12 protein-coding genes are annotated in these 11982 nt (G+C 69.1%); 6 read left to right on the forward strand and 6 right to left on the reverse strand.

All coding sequences use genetic code 11. The features are described 5' to 3' along the window. Positions 1–5: 5 nt before the first annotated feature. A complete protein-coding gene (locus VMD91_12340; GenBank protein ID HTW84853.1) occupies positions 6–1154 on the reverse strand; it encodes an enolase C-terminal domain-like protein in 1149 nt (382 codons plus the stop codon). Beyond that, positions 1151–2179, reverse strand: a complete 1029-nt coding sequence (locus VMD91_12345) for a LacI family DNA-binding transcriptional regulator (protein HTW84854.1) — start codon at positions 2177–2179, stop codon at positions 1151–1153. The genes VMD91_12340 and VMD91_12345 overlap by 4 nt, the downstream gene beginning before the upstream one ends. An 87-nt stretch (positions 2180–2266) precedes the next feature. On the opposite strand from VMD91_12345, the gene VMD91_12350 reads away from it, so the two are divergent. From VMD91_12350 to VMD91_12375, 6 genes are read left to right on the forward strand one after another with little or no spacing between them, the layout of a single operon-like run. Further along, a complete protein-coding gene (locus tag VMD91_12350; GenBank protein HTW84855.1) occupies positions 2267–3106 on the forward strand; it encodes an ABC transporter permease in 840 nt (279 codons plus the stop codon). A gap of 17 nt (positions 3107–3123) precedes the next feature. After that, the gene (locus tag VMD91_12355) at positions 3124–4122 is read left to right on the forward strand and encodes an ABC transporter substrate-binding protein (GenBank protein ID HTW84856.1); all 999 of its coding nucleotides are present in this window, start codon (positions 3124–3126) and stop codon (positions 4120–4122) included. Beyond that, positions 4119–4919, forward strand: coding sequence for an ABC transporter ATP-binding protein (locus VMD91_12360; GenBank protein ID HTW84857.1), 801 nt, complete (start codon positions 4119–4121; stop codon positions 4917–4919). The genes VMD91_12355 and VMD91_12360 overlap by 4 nt, the downstream gene beginning before the upstream one ends. Positions 4920–4922: 3 nt before the next feature. Then, positions 4923–6092: a Gfo/Idh/MocA family oxidoreductase gene (locus tag VMD91_12365; protein HTW84858.1), complete on the forward strand. Its 1170-nt coding sequence runs from the start codon at positions 4923–4925 to the stop codon at positions 6090–6092. After that, positions 6092–7264 carry a DUF993 family protein gene (locus VMD91_12370; protein ID HTW84859.1) on the forward strand — a complete coding sequence of 391 codons (1173 nt, stop codon included), beginning with the start codon at positions 6092–6094 and terminating at the stop codon, positions 7262–7264. The genes VMD91_12365 and VMD91_12370 overlap by 1 nt, the downstream gene beginning before the upstream one ends. Further along, complete coding sequence (locus tag VMD91_12375) at positions 7264–8127, forward strand: sugar phosphate isomerase/epimerase family protein (protein HTW84860.1); 864 nt, start codon at positions 7264–7266, stop codon at positions 8125–8127. Before VMD91_12370 ends, VMD91_12375 begins: the two co-directional genes overlap by 1 nt. On the opposite strand, the gene VMD91_12380 is transcribed toward VMD91_12375, so the two are convergent. From VMD91_12380 to VMD91_12395, 4 genes are all read right to left on the reverse strand, one after another. Beyond that, positions 8063–9823 (reverse strand): aspartyl/asparaginyl beta-hydroxylase domain-containing protein, encoded by a 1761-nt coding sequence (locus VMD91_12380; GenBank protein HTW84861.1) that lies wholly within the window; start codon positions 9821–9823, stop codon positions 8063–8065. The genes VMD91_12375 and VMD91_12380 overlap by 65 nt on opposite strands. Then, positions 9823–10005 carry a hypothetical protein gene (locus tag VMD91_12385; protein ID HTW84862.1) on the reverse strand — a complete coding sequence of 61 codons (183 nt, stop codon included), beginning with the start codon at positions 10003–10005 and terminating at the stop codon, positions 9823–9825. Before VMD91_12385 ends, VMD91_12380 begins: the two co-directional genes overlap by 1 nt. A gap of 14 nt (positions 10006–10019) precedes the next feature. Beyond that, positions 10020–10670: a hypothetical protein gene (locus tag VMD91_12390; protein ID HTW84863.1), complete on the reverse strand. Its 651-nt coding sequence runs from the start codon at positions 10668–10670 to the stop codon at positions 10020–10022. Positions 10671–11172: 502 nt separating this feature from the next. Then, a complete protein-coding gene (locus tag VMD91_12395; GenBank protein ID HTW84864.1) occupies positions 11173–11970 on the reverse strand; it encodes an SDR family oxidoreductase in 798 nt (265 codons plus the stop codon). Between the last annotated feature and the right edge of the window lie 12 nt (positions 11971–11982).

Consider the following 11982-nt stretch of genomic DNA (forward strand, 5'->3'; position numbering starts at 1 on the left):
CACCCTCACAAGCCCGGGAAGGAGACGCGATGTGCGCGCACCCAGTCCTCGTCGACGTCGACGCCCAAGCCGGGACCCGACGGCACGATCGCCCACCCGTCCTCGACGGTGACGGTCGCGCGCGCGTACGGACTGGCGATGAACTGGCGCCCGTTGAGGTCCACCGGCGTGGTGATGCCGAAGGCCGAGAAGAGGTGCAGCGATGCGGCCAGACCGACGTCGGAGTCGGTCAAGCCCGATCCCATCAGCCGCACGCCGGAGTCTTCGGCGTACTGGCACAGGCGTCGCGAGAGCGTCAGGCCCCCGCTGCGCTGCACCTTCGCGATCGCGACGTCGACGGCACCGAGTTTGACGAAGGTCGCCAGGTCGCCGGGGTGGCGCAGCGACTCGTCGAGCGCGATCGGTACCGGCGAGCGGTCCCGCAGGCGGCGCAAGCCGTCGACGTCGTTGGCCGGCACCGGCTGCTCGAACGCTGCGACGCCGAGCGCGTCGAGCGCGCGCGCGACGCGCAACGCTTCGTCGACCGCGTAGCCTTGATTCGCGTCGACCCACAAGAACGCGTCGTCGCCGGCCGCTTCGCGCACGCGCTCGACGGTGCGCACGTCGTCGCGCTCGCCGTGCAGGCCGATCTTGACCTTGAAGGCGCGATAGCCGCGCGAACGGCCCTCGGCGACCGAGGCCGGCGCGCCGCCGGCACCCTCGGTCGACACGATCCAGCCGAGCGCGATGCGCTCGCACCGGCGCGCGCCGAGCAGCGCGGTCACCGGGACGCCGAGCGCGTGGCCCAGCAGGTCGTGCACGGCGACGTCGACCGCCGCTTTCGCCAGCGGCGCGCCGATCGAGAAGCCGCGGTTGATCGCACGATCGAAGGCGCGCGTGAGCCGGTCGAGATCCCACGCGTGTACGCCGAGCGCGACGGGCGCCAGATATCGATCGATCGTCGTCGCGATCGACTCGAGCGTCTCGTAGGTCCACGACGGGATGGGAGTGGCTTCACCCCAGCCGACGGTGCCGTCGGAGCCGGTGACTTTGACCAGCACGCGAACCGACGGGGCGCCGGCGCGCGCGACGCTGCCGCCGCTGACCGCGAAGTCGGCGAGCGTCGGCAGCGCGACGGGGAGCGTTTCGATCTGGGCGATGGTGAGGTCGTTCATCGGTCTTTCGGAGGAGCGGTGCTTTCGCGCAAGACGACGTCGGCGCGCGCGTGCCGCACGCGCAGCTCGCCGGCGGCCGGCTCGAGCGCCAGCTGCACGGCCAGCGCGCCCATCTCGACCAGCGGGATACGCACGGTCGAGATGGTCGGCGAGGCGTCGAGGGTGCCGGGGATGTCGTCGAAGCCGGCCAGCGAGAGCGTCTGCGGGACGCGGATGCCGCGTTCGCGCAGGACGCGCAGCGCACCGAGCGCCATCGCGTCGTTGAGCGCGACGATGCAGGTCGCCGCGCGCGCGCCGCCGCCGTCGAGGAGCGCGCGCATCGCAATCATCCCGCTCTCGCGCGAGAAGTCGCCGGGGACGATCGCCGCCGGGTCGAGCGCGAGCCCGTGCTCGGCGAGCCCTTCGGCGAAGCCGTCGAGCCGATCGCGCGTGGTCGTCAGCAGCGCGGGGCCGCCGATCACCGCGAAGCGGTGGTGGCCGAGCGCCACGAGAGCGCGGGCCAGCGCGCGCGCGCCGCCGACGTTGTCGGGCAGCACCGCGTCGCCGGTGACGTGATGGCGGCCGATGAACACCGGGCGTCCGCCGGTCGCGGCGAAGGCGTCGATCTGCGCGGCGAGGCGCTGGCTGTACGAGCGATCGTCGAGGCCGGACCCGGTCAGGATCAGCGCGTCGACGCGCTGCGAGCGCAACAGCCCCACGTACGCCAGCTCGCGCTCGGGATCGCGGTAGCTGTTGCAGACGGTGACCAGCCGGTCGGCGTCGGCCGCCGCGCGCTGCAGCCCGCGCACGATCTCGGAGAAGTACGGGTCGCTGACGTCGTGGAGGATCGCCCCGATCTGGGCGGTCCCGGCGCGGGCCAGCGCCTGCGCGTGGGCGTTGGGGACGTAGTGCAGCTCCTGGGCGGCCTGCAGCACGGCCTCGCGACGAGCGGGGTGGACCCCATCGGCGCGCCCGGAGATCACGCGTGAGGCGGTCGCGACGGAGACGCCGGCGCGGAGCGCGACGTCGCGGAGGCGGGCCGACATTGTCGCCGATCGTTTGAAAACGCTTTCTCTCAGACCTGCCGCCGGTGGTAGGAAATCGCGTTTTGAGCGTCGATACTGCGGCCGGTAGTGGCTGCAAACGCTTTCACGACCGTCGCCCCGGCGCGCTCCGGACTCGCCACCCGCCTGCTCGACTTGCTCGAGGCCTGGTGGCGCCCGGGGGCGTTTCTGATCGTCTGCCTGCTCGTGTGGTGGCTGGTCACCGCCAACGGCTGGATCAAGCCGTACCTGATCCCCTCGCCGGGTGCGGTCGTCGGCGAGTTCCGCACCGACACCGGCCTGCTGGCCCGGGCCACCGGGATCACGCTCTGGGAGACGGTGCTCGGCTTCGTCGTCTCGGTCGCGGTCGGGCTGGCCTTCGCGGTTGCGATCGTGTACTCGCGCGGCGTCGAGCGTACGCTCTACCCGCTGCTGCTGGCCGCCCAGGTGGTGCCGAAGATCGCGATCGCGCCGCTGTTCGTGGTCTGGCTCGGCTTCGGTCTCGCACCCAAGGTGCTGGTCGCGGTGCTGCTGGCGTTCTTCCCGGTGGTCATCTCGAGCGTCGCCGGCCTGCGCGCGGTCGATCCCGAGCTGCTCGATCTCGCCGCGACGATGGGCGCGACCCCGTGGGACTCGTTCGCGAAGATCCGCTTCCCCGCCGCGCTGCCGCACATCTTCGCCGGCCTCAAGGTCGCCGTCACCTTCGCCGTCGTCGGCGCCGTCGTGGGCGAGTTCGTCGGCGCGAACGCCGGCCTGGGCTATCTCGTGCAGAAGGCCAACGGCGATCTCGACACGCCGCTCTTGTTCGCGGGCCTCATCGCGATGTCGGTGATCGGCATCGTCCTCTTCGCCGTGCTCGAGATCCTCGAGCACCTTGCCGTGCCGTGGCGCACGGCCGTCGCCGAACGCGACCTCTCCGTCACCTCATGACCTCGGAAAGGACTGGAATGCATCGTTTCGTCCGCGCGCTCGTCGCGTCGACCCTGCTCGCCGGCGTGCTCGGCCCGGCCGCCGCCGGCGCGCAGCCCAAGCCGCTCCACAAGCTCACCTTGATGCTCAATTGGTATCCGTACGGCGAGCACGCGGCGTTCTACTACGGGCTCTCCAAGGGCTATTACGCGGACGAAGGGATCGACTTGACGATCCAACCCGGCGGCGGCTCGACGCAGACGGTGCAGGCCGTCGCGGCCGGCAAGGTCGACGTCGGCTACGCCGACACGCCCGCGCTGCTCAAGAACGTCGCGGCCGGGGCCAGCGTGAAGAGCATCGGCGTCATCCTGCAGACGACGCCGGCGGCGATCCAGTTCTTCGACACGCAGCACATCACGTCGGTCGCGCAGATGAAGGGTCACAGCGTCGCCGGCAGCCCGGGCGACGCGGCCTACGAAACGCTCAACGCGGTGCTCGAAGCGAATCACGTCTCGCCCGACGCGGTGCAGCGCATCAACGTCGATCCGTCCGGCAAGCTCGCCGCGGTCATCTCGGGCCGCGCGGACTCGCTGGTCGGCTTCTACAACGATCAGGCGCCGACGATCGAGGCCCGTACCGGCAAGAAGGTCGACCTGCTGCGCTACGTCGACAACGGGGTCAACTTTTACGCCACCGGATTGGTCGCCAACGACGACACGATCGCCAAGCAGAAGCCGCTGCTGCAGGCGTTCCTGCGCGCCACGCAACGCTCGTACGCCGAAGCGATCGCGCACCGCGCCGACGCCGTCGCGGCGGAGGAGAAGCTGGCCGAGAAGCCGCCGGCCGCCGACGTCCTGACCAAGCAGTGGGACGAGACGATTGCGCTGCTGCACACGCCGCGCACCAAGAGTCTGCCGGTCGCGGTCGACGACGAGAACGACTGGAAGACGACCATCGGCGTCGTCGCCAAGTACCTCGGCCTGACGAACCCCGGCGCGCCGAGCGCGTACTGGGACGCGTCGATCGCCCGGAAGTGACGACGGCGGTGGCGACGCGGGTCGGGACGGCGGCGGTCCGCTTCGAGGACGTCGCGGTGCGTTTCTCGACGCGCCGCAAGACGACCGACGCGGTCGGCGGCGTCTCGCTCGACGTCGCGCCGGGTGAGTTCGTCTCGATCCTGGGCCCGTCGGGCTGCGGGAAGTCGACGCTGCTCAAGGTCGCGGCCGGCCTGGTGCGCGCCTCGCACGGGCGGGTCGAGCTGCTCGGCCGCCCGGTCGCGGGACCGCAGCGCGAGATCGGCTTCGTGTTCCAGCGCGCGGCCTTGCTCGAGTGGCGCAGCACGCGCAGCAACATCCTCTTGCAGGCCGAGATCCGTAAGCTCGAGCGGCGCGAAGCCGAGCGGCGCGCCGACGAGCTCATGGAGCTGACCGGTCTGCGCGGGTTCGAGAACGCCTACCCGCACGAGCTCTCGGGCGGCATGCAGCAGCGCGTCTCGCTCTGCCGCGCGCTGCTGCACCGGCCGCCGGTGCTGCTGATGGACGAGCCGTTCGGCGCGCTCGACGCGCTCACGCGCGAGCAGATGAACGTCGAGCTGCGCCGCATCTGGACCGAGACCGCGACCAGCGTCCTGTTCGTGACCCACTCGATCCCTGAGGCCTTCTACCTCGCCAATCGCGTCGTCGTCATGACGCCGCGGCCGGGGACGATCGCGCACGTGTTCGACGTCGATCTGCCGCTCGAGCGCAACTACGCGCAGACCATGACTTCTTCGGTGCTGGCCGAGCTCGGCGAGCACGCGCGCCGGCTGCTCGGCGCGTCCGCCCACACGGAGTAAACGATGTCACGCCGCACCGTCGGGATCGCCATGAACGGCGTCACCGGCCGCATGGGGATGAACCAACATCTGGTCCGCTCGATCGTCGAGATCCGCCGCCGCGGCGGGATCCGGCTCGACGACGGCACCGTCATCTGGCCCGAGCCGGTCCTGGTCGGTCGCGACGCCGGCAAGCTCGAGCGGCTGGCCCGCGAGCACGGTATCGAGCGCTGGACGACCGACGTCGACGCCGCGATCAACGATCCGGCCTGTGAGATCTTCTTCGACAGCGCCACCACCGGCGCACGGCCCGGCCTGATCGAGAAGGCCATCGCCGCGCGCAAGCATGTCTACTGCGAGAAACCGTTGGCGCCCACGCTCGACGAGGCGCTGCGCATCGCGCGGCTGGCGCGCGAGGCCGGGATCAAGAACGGCATCGTGCACGACAAGCTGTTCTTGCCGGGGTTCCGCAAGCTCGCGCGGCTGGTGCAGAGCGGCTTCTTCGGGCGCATCTTGTCCGTGCGCGGCGAGTTCGGGTATTGGGTCTTCGAGGGCGATTGGGGCCAGCCCGCGCAGCGGCCGTCGTGGAACTACAAGCTCGACGAGGGCGGCGGCATCATCCTGGACATGTTCTGCCACTGGCGCTACGTGCTCGAGTTCCTGATCGCGCCGGTGCGCGCGGTCGCGGCGCTGGGCACGACGCACATTCCGACGCGCGTCGACGAGCGCGGGCGCGCCTACGAGGCGACGGCCGACGACGCGGCCTACGGGATCTTCGAGCTGGACGGCGGGATCGTGGCGACCATCAACTCCTCGTGGTGCGTGCGCGTCGACCGGCGCGAGCTGGTCGAGTTCCAGGTCGACGGGACGCACGGCAGCGCGGTCGTCGGCCTGCGCGAGTGCAAGCTCCAGCCGCGCGAGCTGACGCCGCGGCCGGTCTGGAACCCCGACGTCCCCAACCCGATCGACTTCGCGGCCTCGTGGAGCGATGTTCCGGAGAGCGACGAGTTCGACAACGGGTTCCTCGTGCAGTGGGAACAGTTCTTGCGGCACGTCGTGCGCGACGAGCCGTTCCCGTACGACTTCCTTTCGGGCGCGAAAGGCGTGCAGTTGGCCGAGGCCGGTCTGCAGGCATGGCGCGAGCGGCGCTTCGTCGACCTGCCCGCGCTCGCGCTCGAGCCGGTGCCGACGTGATGCCGACGACGACGGTGCTGCGGCTGCCGCGCGCCGATCGCACGCTGGTGCCGTACGTGCCCGCGTCGACGCCCCGGTGGTCGCTCGCGTCGCAACCGCCGGCGCGCACTCGCGTCGCGTACGCCGCGGCGCACGTCGTCGCCGACCCGTTGGCCGACGCCGATCCGGCGAGCGGGGGCGCGATCGACTGGGACGCGACGCTGGCGTATCGCCGGCATCTGTGGTCGTTGGGCTTCGCGGTCGCCGAGGCGATGGATACCGCACAACGCGGAATGGGTCTGGGCTTCGCGGACGCGCAAGAGCTGATTCGGCGCTCGGCCGCCGAGGCGCGCGCCGTCGGCGGCGGCATCGGCTGCGGCGCCTCGACCGACGATCTCGCGCCGGGCGTTGCGCACGACCTGACCGCGATCGAGCGCGCGTACGCCGCCCAGTGCGCGTTCGTGGAGGAGCAGGGCGGCACGGCGATCGTGATGGCCTCGCGGGCGCTGACGCGGGCCGCGCGCGCCGCCGACGACTACCTGCGCGTCTACGGGACCGTGCTCGGCGGCCTGCGGCGGCCGGCGATCTTGCATTGGCTCGGGCCGATGTTCGATCCCGAGCTGACCGGGTATTGGGGCAGCACCGATCTCGATCGCGCGACCGACACCTTCGTCGCGATCGTCACGGCGAACGCGGCCAAGATCGACGGGGTGAAGATCTCGCTGCTCGACGCGCAAGGTGAGATCGCGCTGCGCCGCCGGCTTCCGGCCGGGGTGCGCGTCTACACGGGCGACGACTTCAACTACCCCGAGCTGATCGCCGGCGAGGGCGAGCACCACAGCGATGCGCTGTTGGGCATCTTCGACGCGATCGCGCCCGCCGCGCGCGCCGCGCTGGCGGCGCTCGACGCCGGCGACCTCGAACGCTACGAGCGGATCCTCGCGCCGACGGTCACGCTTTCGCGCGAGCTGTTCCGCGCGCCGACCTCGGCCTACAAGACCGGGATCGTGTTCCTGGCGTACCTGAACGGCTGGCAGGACCACTTCCGGATGCTGGGCGGTGCCGAAGGAGTGCGCTCGGTCGTGCACCTGGCGCGCGTGCTCGAGCTGGCCGACGCGGCCGGCCTCATTTCGGACCAGGAACGTGCCGCGTCACGCGCGGCGCGCGTGTTCGCCACGGCCGGCATCGACTGATGGACCGCGCGCGGCTCTCGCTCAACCAGTACACGGTGCGGCCGTGGTCGCTGGATGCGGCGATCGACGCCTGCGTGCGGCGCGAGATCCCGTCCATCGCCGTGTGGCGCGACAAGCTCGCCGAAGCCGGCGTGGCGGGCGCCGCCGCGCGCCTGCGCGACGCCGGTCTGCGCGTGTCGAGCCTGTGTCGCGGTGGCTTCTTTCCGGCGCCGAGCGCGAACGAGCGCGCGCGCCGCGTCGACGACAACCGCCGTGCGATCGAGGAAGCCGCCGCGATCGGTGCGCCGCTGCTGGTGCTGGTCTGCGGCCCGGCCGAAGGTCAACCGTTACCGGAAGCGCGAGCGCAGGTCGCCGACGGCATCGCGCAGGTCGCGGCCGACGCGTTGGCGGCCGGGGTGCGCCTGGGCATCGAGCCGCTGCACCCGATGATGATCGCCGAACGCTCGGTGATCGCGAGCTTGCGCGAAGCCAACGATCTGGTGGAGCGGATCGGCGCGCCCGGCGTGCGCGTCGTGTGCGATCTCTACCACATCTTTTGGGACGCCCACGTCGAGAGCGAGATCGCGCGCGCCGGCGCCACCATCGCGGGCTGTCACGTCTCCGACTGGACGACGCCGCGCGGCGACGTCACCGCCGATCGCGCCATGCTCGGCGAGGGCTGCATCGACGTCGCCGGCCTGGTCGGGCACGTCGAACGCGCCGGCTACGCCGGCGACATCGAGATCGAGATCCTCAACGCGACCGCGTGGCAGGGCGATCTCGACGCCTGGCTCGACCGCGCGCTCGAGCGCTACCTCACTATAGGTCCAGCTGACGCATGCGTTCAGCTCGATCGTTGTTCGCCCAGTATCGCGAAAGATTGACCCCCACCTCGGCCGTATAACCTTGCAATCCACCGAGGAGCGTGATCTCGTCTTTCGAAAGGTCCGGGTGCCACAGGTCGACGATGAGGACGATGCGTTCCTCATGGCTGGAGTTCCAGGCCTCGTGCACGAACGAATCGTCGAAGACTAGGGTCTTCCCGCGCTCCCAGCGGCGGGTGATCCCGTCTACACGGATGCCGCAATCCAGCGGTACGGAGATGCCCAGGTGACACCGCAACCGCATGTTTGTCGGCCCGCGATGGGGAGCGATCGCCGTGCCGGGAGCCATGCGAGAGAAATACGCGAGCCCGGCGTGTGTCCGGATAACGGCGCTGGAGGAGAGGACTTCCATCGTCGTCGGCACCAGCGCACAGCGCTCCTCGTGGATACGACCACGTTCGAGCAGGAGCATCACGTTCCAGGCGCCCGTGCGGGAGATACGCTCCGTCTCGGAGTGGAAGTGCTCGCTTGCGAGAGCGGTGAGCTCACGACATATCTCCGGTGCCGCGCGTTCGAGGTCTTTCGCCACTGAGAAGCCCGACGCGTCCCACCATGCCTGGGAACGCAGATCCGGATAGAACCGCATCGAGCGCGCCGGATCGGCATCGCGAAGCTGCGCAATGTAGGTCGCGAAGCGCGGCGGTATCGATCCCGACTCCACGAACTCGTCAAGCGGTTTGCTCGGCTTGACCGCGAGTACTTCTGCCGCGGTGACTTTGGGGACCGCGCCTACTCGATCGAGCGCCGCAAAGATCGTAAACGGCTGTGCGGCATGCTCGTTGAGCGAGCGATGCACTTGGGTGGCGAGAAAGGAAAGAGCCTTGTCGTCCAGCTGCGGGAGCGTGGCTAGCAGGTTGGCCAGCGCCAACCACTGCGTGGGCGACAACCGCTTGTCCCATGCGGTGTTCCATGAGCATAGGGCTTCAACCGACGCCCGTCCGTGGCGGGCGGCCTCATCGAAGGAGTTTGCAGCCAGAGCATGGAGGCCGAGCCAGATCAGCGGCTCGGCAACGATCGACGGCCCGAGCGTCGCACCAATCAGTCCTTGGCGAGCAGCCTCGTCGTGGAACGTCGTGGACAACAGCGCCGAATACGCTTCGAGGAGCGATTCCTCGTTCTCGGCCGTGACGTGCTCCGTGCACGAAACCAAGATGGGCGGTAGCCGCGCCCCGAGCTTCCGCGCGGCCCGACCGAGAGCCGCTGCTCGATGAAGCCACGCCGTGGGTCCCTTGTTTTTGGCCTGTTGCTGCTCGGCGAGATTCGCGATATGAAGGACGAGGAGATCACTGGCATCGGACGCCGGAACGCGAATCAACCTGTTCTCGAAACGATCGTAGAGCGTCAGGACGTCCTCGCCGTCCGGCGCCCTCGTCGCCGCCGTCGTCAAGCTCCTACGATCGAGTGCGCAGAACAGGTAGGCGAGTCGCTCCGCTTCCTCACCTGCACAGAGCCGGACGAGGTCACGGTCTGAAAGCGGGATGAGCGAGCTCGCGAACGTGTCGGTCGAGTAGACACTGTGAAGTAAGCCGGCGATGCAGAGGTCGTCGCGACAATCCCACGCTTCGAGGATGCCAAAAGTCTGCGTGAGGTGAACGAAGAGTGACGCCATGCCGTGCGGCATCAAGTGAGCGTCGCGTCGCCGCAGTTCGTCGGCGACGATCGCATACTTGGCCGCTAGAGACGCAACGGTTTCCATCATGCGTCGTTGAGGTGCTTTCGCCGTGCGGAGAAGTATCGCACGTCGAACACGAGGGCGATGAGGGTGACGAGAACCGGGCCCCAAAGGCCCGGTTCGGCGCGATGCGATATCCCCCACGCGATCCAAAGCAGCACCGCGAGCGTGGTTGAGGCGATTCCGCACCAGAGATCGGTCTTCATTCGTTAGGTCATCCTTAGGCGAGTCCGCCGGCGGTAACGCCGCATCCGAAATGTTGGAGGATCGCCGCGACTCCGCCTACCGCTCCGGCAGCCGCGGCTGCCACTTGCATGCCGGGCATGAAGAGCATGACGAGTCCTGCGGCGCCGACAGCCGAACCATAGAAGTCGAGGTCTTCGCACTGTGCCTGGTTGAACGCGATTTCACCGATGTCGTCGTCATCGGCGGACGTGATCTCGCCGAGATCACCTTCATAGCCATCGCCGAAATCCCCGTCGCCGCCATCGTCACCGCCGGACGGTGGCGTAGGCGCCTTGACGATCATGGGCTTTTTGAGGCTCGCGAACGGCGAGGCAATGAGGCCTTGACTCTGCGGATACGCGCCGGCACTCCCGGTGAAATCGTCGTCGCCGCGCCAGAGGCCGACGTTGTCGACGACGGCGGCGATGCGATAGGTTCCATCCGAAGCTCGCATCGAGGCCGCGGCCCGATTTCCGAGCGAGTCGACGACGTGGCACAGGCCGTCGGTAGTGTAATACGCGAGCCGCTGAGTGCCACTAGCGTCCTCCGCCAAGGTCGCGGGGGCTCCGGATTTCATCGCGCCAATCTTGAAGCGACCGCTCGACGTGGTATACCAACCGGGCCGTTTGGGCAGCGCGGCGCTCAACACGAGGCGGCTACCATTCGACGATGTCGAGCGCGTGAATGCGGCGCCGAACGCGAAGCTCCCGAGAAAGTCTCCCGAGGTCGTATGAATCGCGAGCGCGTGCCCGCTTTGACTCGAGCTGACTTGGAACCCGCTATGGCCGAGTGCGGTCGTCCCCTGTCGCGCTGAAATGCGAAGTGACGCGGGATCGGCCGAGCCGGGGGAGCCGGAGGTCGACGGCCGGGGGATTGACCCGCCTCCCGAACAGGACGCCAAGAAGGCACCGCTTGCGGCGACGAACGAAAGGCGCGAGAGACGCATGGAATGTGATTCCACCCGAGTTCTCCTCAACATGGTTTGAAACAATGACGCGTGCGCGTGTGCAATGATCATGACTCGCGTACGCCGTCTTGCGTTTTACGACCGCGTCGAATTGCTGCCTTTTCGTTTCCTTGAAGTCGCTATCGAAAATGAGAGTAGCGCACTCGCGATGCCGTCGCGTATCAGGCTTGAAAAATTCGCGCTACGGGATCGCGCGGACGACGCCTCCGTCCACGCGTAGGGCGGAGCCGCTCGTCCCCGACGCGGCGGGCGTGCAGAGATAGACGATCAGGTTCGCCACCTCGTCGGAGGTGAGGAAGCGCTTGAGCAGCGACGTCGGGCGCGCGGTCTCGAAGAACTGGCGCTCCATCTCGGCTTCGCTCACGCCGCTGCGCTCGGCCAGTTGCTTGACGAACGTGCCGACGCCTTCGGACTTCGTCGGACCGGGCAGCACGCTGTTGACGGTCACGCCGGTACCGGCCACGCTTTCGGCGATGCCGCGCGCCAAGGCGATCTGCGCGGTCTTGGTGACGCCGTAATGGATCATCTCGACGGGGATCTGCAGGCCCGACTCGCTCGAGACGAAGATCACCCGGCCCCAGTTGCGCGCTTTCATCCCCGGTAGGTACGCGCGGGTGAGCCGCACGCCGCTCAGGACGTTGGCCTCGAAGAAGCGCAGCCAGTCCGCGTCGTCGATCTGCTCGAACGGCTTGGGCTCGAAGATGCCGAGGTTGTTGACGAGGACGTCGGCGAGCGGGTGCGCGGCGACGAGCGCCTCGCAGCCGGCCGCGGTGGCGAGATCGCCGGCGAAGCCGCTCACGTCGGCGCGCGGGACCGCGCCGCGAATGCGGGCGATCGCATCGTCGACGCGCGTTCGGGTTCGGCCGGTGACGACGACGCGCGCGCCTTGCGCGGCGAGTCCCTCGGCGGCGGCATAGCCGATGCCGGCCGTCGAGCCGGAGACGACGGCGACTTTTCCGGTGAGATCGAGATCGAGCATCGCGCCGTACGA

Origin of the sequence: Candidatus Sulfotelmatobacter sp. (assembly GCA_035504415.1) — a bacterium.
Taxonomy (GTDB): domain Bacteria; phylum Vulcanimicrobiota; class Vulcanimicrobiia; order Vulcanimicrobiales; family Vulcanimicrobiaceae; genus Vulcanimicrobium.